Raw genomic sequence first — 14,227 nt, 5'->3', positions numbered from 1 at the left:
CCGGCCGCCGCGGGACCTCATTCGGTCGCTCCGAACGGGAACGTGTGTACGTACCGCATCGTCCAGCCACCCGGCGACTCGTGGTCGTCGCGCTCGTAGAGGTGGTCGGCCACCCCCTCGGCCGGCTCCTCCGGATGACGTAACACCCACCGGGGCGGCGGCGCGCCGTCCGCTCCGGCGGGCAGCTCCCGGGTCAGCTCGTCGGCCGGCCCGCCGACGAACCGTACGCGCACCACCGCCACCGCTTGCCCTCCGTCCGTCGACGCCCTCGCCGCGAAGCTACCCCGCCTCGGTGCGGACCTTCGGCGGTTTGCGCAGCTCCGGGGTCGGGTAGCGGGACCGGGGGGCACCGGACGAGGCGAGGAGTGGACGATGAGGACGCTGGGCGGGCGGTACGAGCTCGAACAGCGGGCCGGCCTGGGTGGCATGTCGGAGGTGTGGCGCGCGCACGACCGCGTGCTGGACCGGACCGTCGCGGTGAAGCTCATCTCGCCGGCCCTGGACGGCGACGCCGGCTCGGTGGAACGGATCCGGGACGAGGCGCGTTCGGCGGCGCGGCTGGTGCACCCGAACGTCGCGAGCGTGCACGACTTCGGCACCGCGACGCTGCCGGACGGGCGGCCGGTGCCGTACATCGTGATGGAGCTGGCCGAGGGCGAGACGCTCGCCGCGCACCTGCGCAGCGGGCCGCTGGACTGGCGGATCGGGGTACGGGTCTGCGCCGAGGTGTGCGCCGCGCTCGCCGCCGCGCACTCGCACGGCATCGTGCACCGGGACGTGAAGCCCGCGAACGTGATCCTCACCCCGTGCGGGGTGAAGGTACTCGACTTCGGCATCGCCACCCCGGCCGGCGCACCCGACCGCACTCCGGACGGCGTCGTCGTCGGCACCCCGGCGTACCTGGCGCCGGAGCAGCTCGACCGGCAGCCGGCCACTCCGGCCGCCGACATGTACGCCCTCGGCGTGCTGCTGTACTACTGCCTCACCGGCGAGCTGCCGTACGAGGCCGGCAGCACCACCCAGCTGCTCGGGTCGCGCCGCCGCCGGCCGCCCCGCCCGCTGCCGGAGATCCCCGGGCTGCCGGGCGAGGTGGCCGAGTTGTGCCGGAGCTGCCTGGACGCCGACCCGTCCGCCCGGCCGACGAGCCCGATGGCCGCGTTGCTGCTGGCCGAGGCGGTGGACGCGCGGGTCTACGTGCCGATGACCGCGGTGCTGCCCCGCCAGCGCGCGCCGCAGGTGTCGCCGTGGACCAGCCGGGCCGCCGCCGAGGCCACCGAGGCGATGGCCGTCGACGCCGCGCCGAGCGGCCGGGTCGGCTGAGCACACGTACTGCATGCTCGGGCGCGGTTTCGCCGCTCGGGGTCCGGGAACGCGGTCGCTGAGTGACGGGAGGAACGCGATGCCGGATCCGAGTTCCTGGCTGGCCGAGACGGCCACGGCGACCGCGGCGGGCGGTCACGTACGCACCGACGACGGCGGGCTCTCCTCCGCCCTGGCGTCCCCGCTGGCGCCGCACTGCACCGGGCTGACGCCGGAGCAGCTCCTGGCCGCGGCGTTCGCCTCCTGCCTGCACCACGCGGCGGTGGAGGCGGCCGGGGAGATCACCGACGAGGCGCACACCGTGCAGGTGACCGCCGAGGCGAAACTGGGCCGCGACGACGACGGCCGTTACCGGGCCGACGTGCACGCCGAGATCTCCTCGGCGGGACTGACCCGGGACCAGTTGGCCGACCTGGTCGCGTACGCCGACCGGCTCTGGCCGTTCTCCAGCGGCGATCCGAGCCGGCACCGGCTCACCGTGACCCCGGCGGAGAACGGCCGGCACTGAGAGCTCACCAGCGGAAGCCGGCGGTGACCGCGCGGTGGTCGCTGTCCGGGGTGCGCAGCACCCCGGCGGCGGTCGGCGTCAGTCCCCGGTAGAGGACGTGGTCGGGGCGGGTGACCGGCAGCTCCGCCGGCCAGGTGAACCCGAATCCCTGCCCGGCCTCCGCCTGGGCGTCGCCGAGCAGCCGGGTCAGCGGGTCGAAGACCCGGTCGGTGGTGGCGGTGTTCAGGTCGCCGAGCACCACCAGCCGGTCGGCCGGGTCGGCGCGCACGGCGTCGGCGAGCGCGGTGACGGTCTGGTCCCGGGTGGCGGTTTGCCCGGCCCGCGCGGAGCCGAGGTGGACCACGTACACGGTCAGGTCGCCCCGGGGCGCGGCGACCACGGCCCGCAGCGCGCGGTCCCAGCCCAGCCCGGTGTCGACGCCGTGCGCCTCGCGGATCGGCCACCGGCTCCACAGCGCCACAGTCGACACCACCGCCCGGTGCGGGTAGCGCTCGTCCAGCACGGGCGCCACCCGGTTGCCGTCGGCGACCTCCTGCAGCCCGATCAGGTCCGGCGCGTCGGCGGTGAGCGCGCCGACGGTGGCGGCCGGGTCGGGGTTGCCCACGCGTAGGTTCTGGCTGACCACCCGCACCGCGGTGCCGTCCGCGCCGGCGGCCGGGGGCAGCCACGCGCGTCCGTAGAGCCCGGCCCACACCAGCGCGGGCAGCAGCACCGCCAGCAGGGCCGGCCGGGAGCGGCGCAGCAGCGCCGCGAGCGCGAGCAGCGGTACGGCGATCCCGAGCAACGGGGTGACGCTGTCGACCAGGCTGCCCAGGCCGTTGACGTTCGGCACCGCCCGGTGCCCGGCCAGCAGCAGCGCGAGCAGCACGGCACAGGCGACGAGGATCGTGCCGCGCCGGCTGCGGGGGCCGGGCGGGCGCTCGTCGGCCATCCGCTGCGTCACCGTCGGAATCGTATCGAGCGCGCCGGTCGCCACGCGGCGGCCTCGCCATGATCCACAGTTCCGGCGCCGGAGCCGCCGGATCGCGAGCAGTCGATCCCGGCGGGTCGGCGGACCGCCGCCGGGCGAGGGCCGCCCGACCAGGGCACCCTCGGCCGAACGGAGGAGCCGCCCCCATGCCGCCGCCGCCTCGGTGGCCGTCCGTTTCGCACTGCCGAAACCGACATAAGGCTTGTTCCGGGTACGCGAGGTTGACGGTTTTCATGATCCCCCACCCCTAATGCCACCCGCGAATCCGGCAGATTGTGGCGCATGCCACCAATCACCCCGATGGCAAAGGGCCGGAAGCTTTCTAGCCTCGGCGGGTGCATCCCGACCACCCCGATCATCAGCCGTTGCCCGCCAACCGCCCGGTTCGCCGAACGATTGACCCGGCATCAGCCGAACGGAGGGTGGGGCGTCACCGCGCCCCGGAACCGCCCCGGCGCGGGCCCGCCCGGTCCGTACCCGGCCGGATCGCGGTGGCCACCGGCGTCACCTGCTGTCTCGGCCTGATCGGCGTGGCCGGCGTCGGCGAGACCGGCCCCGCGCACCTGGAGGTACGCGAGGCGGTAGCCGACCGGGCCGCCACCGACCAGCGCGCCTCCCGCGACTTCATCCGGGTCGCGCCACCGGCCGCCGCGGCCCTGCCGCCACCCGCTCCCACGCCCAGCGCCACCCCGGCGACGAAGAAGCCGCCGCGCAAGCCCGTACGCCCCAAGCGTCCCCGGCCGGTCGCCGGCCTGGACCAGCGGCAGATGGACAACGCCAAGGCCATCGTCGACGTGGGGCGGGAGATGAAGATGCCCCGCCGGGCGCTGGTCGTCGCGGTGGCCACCGCCATGCAGGAGAGCAACCTCTACAACCTGGCCAGCGACGTGCTGCCGGAGTCCTTCGACCACCCGCATCAGGGCAGCGGCTCCGACCACGACTCGGTCGGGCTGTTCCAGCAGCGCCCCAGCAGCGGCTGGGGCACCGTCGCCCAGCTCATGCGGCCGGCGTACGCGGCCCGCGCCTTCTACGCCGCGCTGCGTGAGGTGCCGGGCTGGGAGGACATGAGCGTCACCGCGGCCGCCCAGGCGGTGCAGGTGTCCGCCTACCCCGACGCGTACGCCCGGCACGAGGAACGCGCCACGACCGTGGTGGCGGCGCTGGTCTGACCCGGCGCGGGTCAGGCGGCGCTGCGGCCGGCGCCACCGGGCCGTACGCTGGCCGCGGCGGTGGGCGTGTCCACCGCCACCCGCTCACCCCGCGCTCCGGCCAGGATCTCGTCGACCCGGGACTCCCGGCGGCGGCGTGCCAGCAGGGCCGCCTCGAACTCGCGGCGCGCCCGCACGGCCTCGGCGTACGCCTCCTCCCGCAACCGGCGGGCCTCCTCGCGCGCGGCCTCCAGCTCGGCGCGGGCCTGCGCCAGCATCTCGGCGGCCTCCCGTTCGGCGGCCGACGGGCGGGACGCGCCGGTCTCGACCGCTGCGGTACGGCGGTGCAGGAAGTCGCACAGGTGCAGGGCGTCCGACCGGATCTGGTCCCACTCCCGGCCGGCCCCCGCGGCGCCCTCCGCACGCGCCGCCAGCCGCCCCAGCCGCAGGCTCAGCTCGTCCAGGCAGGCGTCGACCTGACGCCTGTCGTAGCCGGTCTCCACCACCGAGAACCTCATGCGTCGCCCCCCAGGCAGCCGGTGTGCGTCCCCACCTGCCGATCCTGCGGTCCGGGCGGGGCCGGGCGCGGCCGTTCCCGCAAAATGTTCAGGATGCGGTGGCCCGGACTTCCCGCCCCTACGGGTGCTTCGGGAGCACGACCACCCGTCCGAAGAACTCGTCGATCCGGCGCACCACGTCGTTGAAGTCGTCCAGGTCGATCGGCTTCGTCACGTACGCGTTGGCCTGCAACGTGTAGCTGCTGACCACGTCGGTGTCGGCGTTCGAGGTGGTCAGCACGACGATCGGGATGGTCCGCAGGCTTTCGTCACCCTTGACCTCGCCGAGCACCTGCCGCCCGTCCATCCGGGGCATGTTCAGGTCGAGCAGGATCACGTCCGGGCGCTGCGCCTCGGTGTGCCGGCCCTCGCGGCGGAGGAACTCCATCGCCTCCTGGCCGTCGGCGACCACGTCGATGACCTTGTCGACGTCCGAGTCGGCGAGTGCCTCCTCGATCATCAGGACGTCACCCGGGTCGTCGTCCACCACCAGGATGCGAACGGGGCTGGGACTGGTCTGACCCATCGGTTTACCTGCTTCGTGATGAGGAGGGCGTCCGGCCGCACGGCCGGCTGCTGGCGGGGAAATTTACCGGATCAGGAGGCGGCCGGCGCGGTCGGGTCGGCGGTGTCGCGGCCGTGGTCGAGCACCTCGGCCAGCCCGGTCACCTGGAGCACCCGGGCCACCCGGCCGGTCGCCCCGGTGAGCCGCAGCCAGCCGCCGTCGGGGGCGACGAGGTTGTCGCCCCGGACGAAGGCCCCGATGCCGCTGGAGTCGCAGAATGTCAGTTCGGTGAGATCGAGCAGCAGCTGACGGTGCCCGTCGGCGACCAGCCGGTCGATGGTCGAGTTCAACTCTCCGGCCGTGCCGAGGTCGAGCTCGCCGGCCAGCCGGAGGCGGACGCCGCCCCCGTCCCGCTGGGCGTACGTGACGGTGAACGTCACAGTGGCCCCCCTCGCTCCCACCACAGAAAACCCTTGCAGTGGTGCAAGTATATGCGAAGGCCGCCCCGGAGCCCGTCAGCGGCCCGCCGCCGACAACCCGCCCACCAGAGCGCGGCCCCGGTCGAGGAAGGCGGCCGCGCGCGGGAAGTCGCGCAGCTGCTGTCCATAGTGCTCCAGCGTCAGCCCCACCGCGCCCGCCGGCACCCCGCGGCTGACGAGGATCTCCACCAGCCACTCGACGAACGCGGTGAACAGCGTCGCGTCGTCCACGTAGAGCGCGGCGGCCAGGAAGTCCACGATGTAGCCGAGGTCGCTGATCGTGGAGTCGAGCTGCGCGGGCGTGTAGTCCGCAGTCGAGGGCACCCGTTCCCGCAGGTCGGCCAGGGCGCTGTCGATCAGTTCGCCGCGCCGCTTGACCAGGCTGGCGTACTCGTCGTCGGCCAGGTGGTCCAGCCGCGCGGGCGGCGCCTCGCGCAACGCCCGCTCGTCGGCCACCAGGTCCGCCGCGGCCGGCGCGTCGGGCGCCCACGGCACACCGAGCACGCGGGCCCAGCGGCCGTCGTCGCCGAAGCCCCGGCCACCGACCACCACCGGCACGTCGGAGCGGCGGCACGCCTCCACCATCCGGTGGGCGTGCGGCAGGCGCATCGGCAGGGCGCAGGCCAGCGCCACCGCCTCCGCGTCGTAGCGGTGCAGGTAGGACACCAGGTGCGCGGCCGGGACGCTGGCGCCGAGGAAGACGACCTGCCAGCCGCGCAGCCGCAGCACCTCGGCCACCAGCCGCGCCGGCAACGCGTGCCACTCACCGTCCATGCAGGCCATCACGATCCGCCCCCGGGTCGGGCGGGGATCGGCGTACGCGGCCACCGCGGCCACCACCCGCTCGCTGATGTGGGTGGCGGCGTGCTCCTGGGCGACACTCCACTCGTTGCGGGCCCAGCGGTCGCCCACCTCGGCCTGGGCCGGAGCGACCAGGTCCAGCAGCACCCGCTCGGCCGGCACGCCCGCCTCCAGCAGCCCACGGGCCACCGCCACGGCGGCGGACTCGTCGGCGTCGGCCAGGCACTCCAGATAGCGGGCGAAGGCGTGGCCCGGGTCGGCCTCGACGGTCGGCACGGTCACGCGGACAACTCCTTCGTTCGTTCGGTCCCGGCCAGGTCCGGCACCGCGTGCAGGTGCCGCGGCGCCCGCCCGGCCGGGCCGGTGGCCCGCAGCGCGAGCACCGCGATGTCGTCGTGGTCGCCGTGTGCGAGCCAGTCGCAGGTCACCTGCTCGACCCGCTCGGCGAGCGCCGGTGCGGGCATCCGGTGGCAGCCGGTCACCGCATTCAGCAGCCGCTCGGCGCCGAACTGCTCGTCACCGCGCTGCCCGCCCCGCGCCTCGGTCACCCCGTCGCTGTAGAACAGGCAGGTCTCCCCCGGCGCCAGCTGCACCGTCACCTCGCCGATGCGGGGGTCGGGCACCACGCCGATCAGCATGCCGCGCAGCGCCACCGCCTCGACCTCGCCGGACTCCCGCAACACCAGCGGCGGCAGGTGCCCACCGCCGGCCAGGGTCAGCGTCAGGCCGCCGTCGCGGTCCGGCCGGGCCACGCCGAGCACCATGGTGGCGAACCGGCCCTGCCCGTGCGCCTGCGTGGTCTCCAGCAGCGCGTCGTTGAGCAGCTTCAGCAGCCGCCCCGGCTGGGTCTCGACCCGGTGCAGCGCCTGGAGGCACTGGCGGAGCTGGCCGGTGAAGACGGCCGCCTCCACGCCCTTGCCCGACACGTCGCCGAGGAAGAAGACCGAGCCGCCGTCGGCGAGCCGGTGCGAGCCGTAGAAGTCACCGCCGATGCGCAGCCCGGCCTGCGCCGGCCGGTACGCGGTGCCCCACTGCACGCCGGACGCGGGAGCCGGCTCGACCGGCAGCAGGCTGGCCTGCAACGTGTCGGCGACCTCGGCCTGGTCGCGGTAGAGCATGGCGGTGGTCAGCGCCGCGCCGGCCCGGGCGGCGAACGCGCGGACCAGGTCCACGTCGGCCTCGTCGTACCAGCGGTCGGCCCGCCGGACCACCAGCAACGCCCCGGCCGGCGCCTCCCGACCGGGCAGCGGCACCACCCGGGCGCTCGCACCGGAGGCGTCGAGGCCGGGCAGCCAGCCCGCCTCGGCGGCCTGTTCGACCAGCCAGTCCAGCTCGTGCGGCTCGGCACCGTCCAGGCCCGCCCCGATGGCCGCCGGGAGTGCTGCGGCGGACAGCACTCCGCTGTCCACCACCGGCGACCGGTCGTCCGCGCGTACCGCCCGCCACCAGCGGGCGCGGCCGGAGCGGGGGGCGAGGACCAGGACCGCCACGTCGGCCGCCGTGGGCACGGCCAGGCGGACCACGGCGGCCGCGGCCCGGTCCGGGTGCAGCGGGTTGCCGAGCTTCTCGCCGGCCACGGCGAGGAACGCCGAGCGGGCCCGCTCGGCGAGCAGCGCGTCGGCCCGGCTGACGCTCTCGGTGACGTCGTCGACGTACCAGCAGCGCCGGCGGTGGGACAACGCGACCGGGCGTACGCGCAGCCGCCGCCCGTGATGGGTGAACTCGGCCGGGCGGTCGCCGCCCAGCGGGGCCGGGCCGGCGGCGGCCAGCAGCTCGCCGGGCGTCACCTCGGGGATCAGCCGCTCCGCGACCGGGCTCACGTGCTGGACGACGCCGTCGGCGTCGCAGACGACCAGGCCCTCGCGGAAGTGCTCGACCACCTCGGACCAGTTCGGCACGGGGAGGTCGCGGTCGGCTGCCAGCGGCGGCAGGGCGGACGGCGCCGGCGCGGCGGCGGACCACGCCCGAGCCCGTGCGGCACTCGGCGTGGAGATCCGTCCGTCGCCCGGGTCGGCACCCCTGACGTCGGCAGCAGTCACCAGCTGAGCCCCACTCTCCTCGTCGGCACCCGGGGGCGCCGGACCTGGCGCCTGTGGTCACGTCTCATCGCCCACCCTACGCCGGTATGCCGGGACCGCCACCTCACGGCGCTCCCGGCCCGCTCACGCGCCCAGCGAGGTGATGCCGCTGTTGTTACGATCCTGTCATCCCGGTTCCCGGCCGGCAGCCCCGCGGAAAGGCGTGACGTGGTTCCTCAACGGAGAAGGCCCGAGGCGAGCCCGCTGAGCATCTCCGTGGATCGATCCGACCCGGCCGTTCCGGTGGTCGTCGTCGGCGGCGACCTGGCGTACGCCACGGCCGCCCCGCTGCGCGCCGCGATCGACCGGCTGCTCACCGCGCGTCCGACGACGCTGGTGTTCGACTTCGGCGACCTGCAGTTCATGGACAGCACCGGCCTGTCCGTGATCGTGCACGCCTGGCGGGAGGGCCAGCAGGCCGGCACCGCCATCGAGTTGCGCGCGGTCCCGCGCTTCCTGGAGACGATCCTCGACCTGACCGGGGTCACCGGCCTGCTCGACCGCTCGCCGGTCGACGACGCGCCCGTCCGCCCGCTACCGGGTACGGCCGCGTCCGCGTGACCCCGGGGGTTTCCCGGCCGTGCCCGGCTGGGAACATGGCTACGTGCCCTCCGAGATGTTGACCATCGAGGTGGACCGGCTCGGCGCCGGCTCCGCCCGGATGCGGCTGGCCGGGGAGCTGGACTTCGACACCGCGCCGGAGCTCGTCGAGGCCGTGGCGGAGCTGCGCCGCGACGGCCACCAGGAGCTGGAACTCGACTTCGCCGGGGTGCACCTCTGCGACTCCTCCGGCCTGAGCGCGCTCGTGGTGATCCACCGGGCCGGCACCGGAGCGATCCGCCTGCTGAACCTGAACCCGCAGGTGCGGCACCTGCTGGACCGCACCGGCCTGGCCGAACTGCTCGCCGCGCCGCCGCGCGACCTGGCCGGCGGGGCCCGCGAGGTGGGCTGACCCGCACCCGCGAGGCGGCTGAGCGGCCGGCGGACAGGGGTGGCCCCCGACCCTGGGACCAGGGGCCGGGGGCCGGGGAGGATGGCTCAGGCGGCGGGCGCGGCCTGCCGGTGCGGCGCCCCGCCGCGCGACTGCCCCGCGGGCGGAGGCTCGACGTCCTCCGGCGCGCCGGAATCGGGCGTCTGGAACAGATAACGGACGAAGTCCCCGCTCATGTCGTCGTCGTCCGCCCCGGGCCACTGCCCGACACAGTCGACGCCGACCACCTCGCGTCCGCTGCCGTCGTGGTGCTCCAGCAGCGCCCAGAGGGTCACCGGGTAGGAACGGGTGTCGTCCGGGCCGATCCGCCAACGGGCGTACCAGCCCGGACGGGCGGGGACGATCTCCACGATCCGCTTCATGTCGACCTGCCCTTCCGCGTGCGTCGGAAGTTGTCCGGTCCGTCCGAGCCTGCCGCCCGCCGGGGTGAGCGCTCCTCACCCGCAGCGAATGAAGCGTCCGCCGGGCGGCCCGCCGTTACCTTCCCGGCAGCGCCGGGAACGCGGTCGGCGCAAGCGCAACCGACCCAGGAACGAGGTGCGACGATGCGCAAGCAGATGGAGGGCGACAACCAGCGCCGCCGGGCCCTGGCCCGCGAGGCCCGCGAGCGAGGGCTGCGGCCGAGCCAGATCGGCGCCAGCCTGAGCGCGTCCAAGCAGGTCACCTCGCTGGACCAGCACGACCGGTCCGGCCCGCCGCCGGCCGGACAACGCAAGCCGGACAGCACCCGGGGTGGGCCCGCGCCGCCGCCGGTCGCCGTCGCGGAGCGTCCGCGTCCGCTGCCGGACCCGGCGCCGTCCCCCGGGGTCTCGATGGGCTATCGGGATCTCGTCGACGACGTGAGCCGGCGTGCCGGGGTGGACTTCTCCGCGGCCAAGGTCGCGGCGGAGGCCACCGTGCTGGCCCTGGCCCGGGCGCTGGACGAGGCGGAACGGGAGCGGCTGCTGGAGGCGGTGCCGCTGACCCTGCACGACGTGGTGCCGGTGCACGGCCTGGAACGCCGCCGCGACCTGCCCGGCTTCCTGGCCGAGGTCGGCCGGTACAGCCGCCTCACCCCGGAGCAGGCGCGCTACCAGGCCGAGGCGACGCTCGCCGCGCTCGCCGCGGCCGACGCGGATCTGGTCGAGTCGCTGCGCGTACCGGACGAGTTGCGTGACCTGCTCGGACCGGCCGACTTCGGCGGCGGCCTGGTGGGCGCGTCCTCGGCCACCGCGCCGCTGACCGAGGCGGAGCTGCGCGACGCGCTCGCGACGCTGCCCTACTGGTCCAGCGACAGGCGGTCGCTCGTGCGCACGATCGAGCTGCCCGGCGGCAACCTGGACCGGGTCCTCGACCGGCTGGACCGGCTCAAGTCCGACGTCGGACGGTCGCCGCAGATCGGGCGGCCGGACCCGGACAACGCCGTGCTGACGGTCCGGACCCAGCAGGCCGACGGCGTGACGGCGGCGGACGTGGACCTCGCGCACCGGGTGGACGCGGCAGTCGACGAGGCCGGCGCCGGAATGGCGGCCGGCTGAGCCAGCGGCGGGACGGCTCCGGTCCCCCGCGGGCCGGGGCCACCCGTGGCCGCGCGGTACCGTGTGCCGCCGTGGATCACGACGACGCCGAGACCCTGGAGATCGTGGTGGACCCGGCCCGCCCGTCCGGGCGCACGCTGCTGGCCGACGGGGTCGAGCAGTCGTACGTGGACGTGGCCGACGCCCGGTACCTGCACTTCGAGTACGTGCGGCGGATCGCCGCCGCGATCGACGTGGCCGCCCCGCGCGGCGCGGCGCTGACCGCGCTGCACCTCGGCGGGGGCGCGCTCACGCTGCCGCGCTGGCTCGCGCGCACCCGGCCCGGTTCGGCGCAGCGGGTGGTGGAGCGCGATCCGGCCGTGGTCGAGCTGGTCCGGCGGAAGCTGCCGCCGCTGCCGCCGGAGGTGGTGGTGGCGCTCGGCGACGCCCGGGAGGCGGTCGCCGGGGAGCCGTCCGGGGCGTACGACGTGGTGGTGGCCGACGTGTACCGGGCGGCCCGGATGCCGCCCCAGGTGGCGGCGCTCGAGTTCGCGGCACAGGCGGCGCGGGTGCTGCGCCCGGACGGCCTCTATCTGATCAACCTCACCGACCTGCCGCCGCTGGCGCACACCCGGGCGCAGGTGGCCACGCTGCGCGCGGTCTTCGCGGACGTGTGCCTGGTCGCCGACCGGCGGATGCTGCGCGGCCGCCGGTACGGCAACGTGGTGCTGGCCGCTTCGCCCGCCGCCGGGCGGCTGCCGGTGGGCCGGCTCGTCACCCGCGTCGCCGCCGACCCGGTGCCCGGCACCCTGCTGCACGCCGCGACGCTCGACGCGTTCGCCGCCGGCGCTCTCCCGGTCACCGACGCCGACCTGGCCTGAGCCGGTTTCCTCGGCGGCGTCGCGGGTAGCCGCGCCGGATGAGCGCCGCCGAGGACCGGTCCACCGCGCGCCGGACGCTGATCGTGATCGGTCTGGTCCTCGCCACTCTGGTCGGACTGGCGTTGGTCTGGGCCACCCGGCGCGTGCTGGTGTGGGGGCTGGTGGCGGTGTTCTTCGCGGTCGCCCTCAAACCGCTCGTGGACCGTCTCGAACGTCGGGTACGCCGCCGCGCGCTCGCCACGCTGCTGGTCTTCCTGGCCGCGTTCGCACTGTTCGCCGCCGTCGGCGCGCTGATCGTGGTGCCGCTTGTGGACGAGGTGGGCCGGTTCGCCGACCGGGCGCCGGAGCTGGTGCGCGAGGCGCAGGCCGGGCAGGGACCGCTCGGGCGGCTGCTGGAGCGCTTCCACCTGCTCCGGTACGCCGAACCCGGCCAGCTCCGCCGGTTCGGCGCCCGGCTCGGTGACCCGACGGTCGGGGTGGTCCGGGGCGTGGCGGAGGCCGTCACCGGCCTGGTCACCGTCGTGGTGCTGGCGTACCTGATGGTCCTGGAGGCGCCGAGGATCGTGGCCGCCACGCTGCGGCTGACCGGCGACGGCCCGGCGGCGCGGCTGCGGCGCATCGGGCGCGACTCGTCCCGGATCGTCACCGGCTACCTGAGCGGCAACCTGCTGATCAGCGTGATCTGCGGCGGCCTGACGTTCGTCGTGCTGTTCCTGCTCGGTGTGCCGTTCGCTGCGGTGATCGCGCTGACGGTCGCCGTGTTCGACCTGATCCCGCTCGTCGGCGCCACGCTCGGTGCGATCGCCGCGACCGGCGCGGGGTTCCTGCACTCCCCCACCGCCGGCATCGTGGTGCTGGTCTTCTTCGTCGTCTACCAGCAGGTGGAGAACCATCTGCTGCAACCGGTCATCATGGCCCGCGCGGTCCGGCTGAACCCGTTGACGGTGCTGGTCAGCGTGCTGCTGTCGGTCGAGCTGGCCGGGCTGGTGGGTGCGCTGCTGGCGATCCCCGCGGCCGGCGTCGTGCAGGTGCTGCTGCGCGAGTTCGTACCGGCCGGCCGGCTGGCCCTGCCGCGGCCCGCCGACGGCGAACCGGCGGAACGGCCGCCGGCCGGCGGGTGAGAGCCGGCCGGCGGGTGCGCGTCGCTCAGCGGCGGCGGGCCAACTCCGGTGACTCGCTCTCCAGCGGCACCGCGTTGGCCGGGACCAGGCCGAGCTGCACGGCGGGCCGGGGCAGCGTCGCGTCCAGTGCCCAGTCCGCCGCGACCCGGGGACGGTTACCGGGCATGGCCAGCAGGTGGTAGCCCCGCGTGACGGCCTTGGCGGGCAGCCCGGCCAGCGGCACCTTCAGCGGGTTCGCCGCCGCGTCCTTGCCGCCCAGGTCCACCACCCAGCCCAGGTCGTGGTGCTTGTACGACTTGCGCACGCCCTGCCTGTACGAGGCGGCGATGTTGTGCGCGGCCAGCTTGCCCTGCCGCTGGGCGTGCTGCGCGGTCATCGCGCACACCTGCCCGGGGCGGGTCGGGTCGGGCACGGCGGCGGCGTCGCCGCAGGCGAAGACCTCGGGGTAGCCGGGGACGTTGAGGAACTCGTCGACCACCAGGCGGCCCTTCTCGGTCCGCAGGCCCAGTTCCGCCACGAACGGGTCGGGACGCACGCCGACGCACCAGACGAGGCTGCACGTCGGGACGTACTCGCCGTCGGTGAGCATCACCCCGTCCGGGGTGGCCTCGGCGACCGACGTGCCCATCCGCACGTCCACGCCGCGTTTGCGCAGCACCCGGTCGGCGGTGACCGACATCCGCCGGTCCAGTTCGGGCAGCACCCGGGGCGCCACGTCCAGCAGCATCCAGCGCGGCCGGACCTTCAGGTGCGGGCGCTGGGCCATCAGCCGGTCGGTGAACAGCTGCCCGTGCGCGGCCACCTCGGTGCCGGTGTAGCCGGCGCCGACCACGACGAACGTGGAGCGGGCGCGCTGCTCGGCCGGGTCCTCGGTCAGCTCGGCCAGCTCGATCTGCCGGACCACGTGGTCGTGCAGGAACAGCGCCTCGGGCAGGCCGCGGAAGCCGTGGGCGTACTCGGTCACGCCGGGGATCGGCAGCAGCTTGTTGACGCTGCCGACGCTGAGCACCAGCCGGTCGTACGCGAGCTGCCCGTGTTCGCCCTCGATGGAGCGGTAGCCGACCCACCGGTTCTGCAGGTCGACCCGGTCGGCCTCACCGACCACCACGCGCACACCGTCGAGCGTGCCGGCGAGCGGCACCGCGATCCGGGTCGGCTCCACCACACCGGCCGCCACCTCGGGCAGCAGCGGCAGATACAGGAAGTAGTCAGTCGTGTTCAGCAGGACGATCTCGGCCCGGCCGCGGGCCAGCCGGCGCAACGTCTTGGCCGCGTGGTACCCGGCGAACCCGGCCCCCACGATCACCACCCGTGGTTTCGTCATGCCTTCTGCCGTTCCCGGGCAGACCTACGACAAACGTGGCCATGATCC

At 75.2% G+C, this 14,227-nt stretch carries 17 protein-coding genes; 8 read left to right on the top strand and 9 right to left on the bottom strand.

All coding sequences use genetic code 11. The features are described from left to right. Nucleotides 1–17: 17 nt before the first annotated feature. Nucleotides 18–233, bottom strand: coding sequence for a hypothetical protein (locus Q3W68_RS20740; RefSeq protein ID WP_302907025.1), 216 nt, complete (start codon nt 231–233; stop codon nt 18–20). A 139-nt stretch (nt 234–372) separates the two neighbouring features. On the opposite strand from Q3W68_RS20740, the gene Q3W68_RS20735 reads away from it, so the two are divergent. Continuing rightward, nucleotides 373–1,320: a serine/threonine-protein kinase gene (locus tag Q3W68_RS20735; protein WP_302907024.1), complete on the top strand. Its 948-nt coding sequence runs from the start codon at nt 373–375 to the stop codon at nt 1,318–1,320. Between the two features lie 79 nt (nt 1,321–1,399). Further along, entirely contained in the window at nt 1,400–1,828 is a 429-nt protein-coding gene (locus tag Q3W68_RS20730; RefSeq protein WP_013285994.1) for an OsmC family protein, read from the top strand. Between the two features lie 4 nt (nt 1,829–1,832). On the opposite strand, the gene Q3W68_RS20725 is transcribed toward Q3W68_RS20730, so the two are convergent. Further along, nucleotides 1,833–2,771 carry an endonuclease/exonuclease/phosphatase family protein gene (locus Q3W68_RS20725; RefSeq protein ID WP_302907022.1) on the bottom strand — a complete coding sequence of 313 codons (939 nt, stop codon included), beginning with the start codon at nt 2,769–2,771 and terminating at the stop codon, nt 1,833–1,835. Nucleotides 2,772–3,220: 449 nt separating this feature from the next. Between Q3W68_RS20725 and Q3W68_RS20720 the strand changes: the two genes are divergently transcribed. Then, nucleotides 3,221–3,967, top strand: a complete 747-nt coding sequence (locus Q3W68_RS20720; protein ID WP_302907021.1) for a hypothetical protein — start codon at nt 3,221–3,223, stop codon at nt 3,965–3,967. Between the two features lie 11 nt (nt 3,968–3,978). Here the strand turns inward: Q3W68_RS20720 and Q3W68_RS20715 are convergent, their stop codons facing one another. The 5 genes from Q3W68_RS20715 to Q3W68_RS20695 all read right to left on the bottom strand — a co-directional run bounded on the left by Q3W68_RS20715 (nt 3,979) and on the right by Q3W68_RS20695 (nt 8,327). Beyond that, a complete protein-coding gene (locus Q3W68_RS20715; RefSeq protein ID WP_302907020.1) occupies nt 3,979–4,464 on the bottom strand; it encodes an ATPase in 486 nt (161 codons plus the stop codon). Between the two features lie 118 nt (nt 4,465–4,582). Then, nucleotides 4,583–5,029 carry a response regulator gene (locus Q3W68_RS20710; RefSeq protein ID WP_013285990.1) on the bottom strand — a complete coding sequence of 149 codons (447 nt, stop codon included), beginning with the start codon at nt 5,027–5,029 and terminating at the stop codon, nt 4,583–4,585. Between the two features lie 71 nt (nt 5,030–5,100). Continuing rightward, complete coding sequence (locus tag Q3W68_RS20705) at nt 5,101–5,448, bottom strand: STAS domain-containing protein (RefSeq protein WP_302907019.1); 348 nt, start codon at nt 5,446–5,448, stop codon at nt 5,101–5,103. A 75-nt stretch (nt 5,449–5,523) separates the two neighbouring features. Next, complete coding sequence (locus tag Q3W68_RS20700) at nt 5,524–6,570, bottom strand: B12-binding domain-containing protein (RefSeq protein WP_302907018.1); 1,047 nt, start codon at nt 6,568–6,570, stop codon at nt 5,524–5,526. After that, nucleotides 6,567–8,327, bottom strand: coding sequence for a PP2C family protein-serine/threonine phosphatase (locus Q3W68_RS20695; RefSeq protein ID WP_302907017.1), 1,761 nt, complete (start codon nt 8,325–8,327; stop codon nt 6,567–6,569). Before Q3W68_RS20695 ends, Q3W68_RS20700 begins: the two co-directional genes overlap by 4 nt. Nucleotides 8,328–8,582: 255 nt before the next feature. Here Q3W68_RS20695 and Q3W68_RS20690 point away from each other — a divergent pair, with 255 nt between their 5' ends. Both Q3W68_RS20690 and Q3W68_RS20685 read left to right on the top strand, forming a co-directional pair. Beyond that, the gene (locus tag Q3W68_RS20690) at nt 8,583–8,927 is read left to right on the top strand and encodes an STAS domain-containing protein (RefSeq protein ID WP_302907016.1); all 345 of its coding nucleotides are present in this window, start codon (nt 8,583–8,585) and stop codon (nt 8,925–8,927) included. Nucleotides 8,928–8,970: 43 nt separating this feature from the next. Continuing rightward, nucleotides 8,971–9,318, top strand: a complete 348-nt coding sequence (locus tag Q3W68_RS20685; protein ID WP_302907015.1) for an STAS domain-containing protein — start codon at nt 8,971–8,973, stop codon at nt 9,316–9,318. Nucleotides 9,319–9,404: 86 nt separating this feature from the next. On the opposite strand, the gene Q3W68_RS20680 is transcribed toward Q3W68_RS20685, so the two are convergent. After that, nucleotides 9,405–9,719 (bottom strand): hypothetical protein, encoded by a 315-nt coding sequence (locus Q3W68_RS20680; RefSeq protein WP_302907014.1) that lies wholly within the window; start codon nt 9,717–9,719, stop codon nt 9,405–9,407. 183 nt (nt 9,720–9,902) lie between these two features. Between Q3W68_RS20680 and Q3W68_RS20675 the strand changes: the two genes are divergently transcribed. The 3 genes from Q3W68_RS20675 (at nt 9,903) to Q3W68_RS20665 (ending at nt 12,855) form a co-directional block, all read left to right on the top strand. Beyond that, nucleotides 9,903–10,874: a DUF2267 domain-containing protein gene (locus Q3W68_RS20675; protein WP_302907013.1), complete on the top strand. Its 972-nt coding sequence runs from the start codon at nt 9,903–9,905 to the stop codon at nt 10,872–10,874. A 71-nt stretch (nt 10,875–10,945) separates the two neighbouring features. Beyond that, nucleotides 10,946–11,734, top strand: a complete 789-nt coding sequence (locus Q3W68_RS20670; protein WP_302907012.1) for a spermidine synthase — start codon at nt 10,946–10,948, stop codon at nt 11,732–11,734. A 38-nt stretch (nt 11,735–11,772) separates the two neighbouring features. Beyond that, entirely contained in the window at nt 11,773–12,855 is a 1,083-nt protein-coding gene (locus Q3W68_RS20665; RefSeq protein WP_302907011.1) for an AI-2E family transporter, read from the top strand. Nucleotides 12,856–12,880: 25 nt separating this feature from the next. On the opposite strand, the gene Q3W68_RS20660 is transcribed toward Q3W68_RS20665, so the two are convergent. Then, complete coding sequence (locus tag Q3W68_RS20660) at nt 12,881–14,179, bottom strand: NAD(P)/FAD-dependent oxidoreductase (protein WP_302907010.1); 1,299 nt, start codon at nt 14,177–14,179, stop codon at nt 12,881–12,883. Between the last annotated feature and the right edge of the window lie 48 nt (nt 14,180–14,227).

Source organism: Micromonospora sp. C28ISP2-4, from assembly GCF_030519385.1.
In the GTDB taxonomy this organism is placed as follows: Bacteria; Actinomycetota; Actinomycetes; order Mycobacteriales; family Micromonosporaceae; genus Micromonospora; species Micromonospora tulbaghiae.
This window is presented reverse-complemented; position numbering and strand designations above follow the sequence as displayed.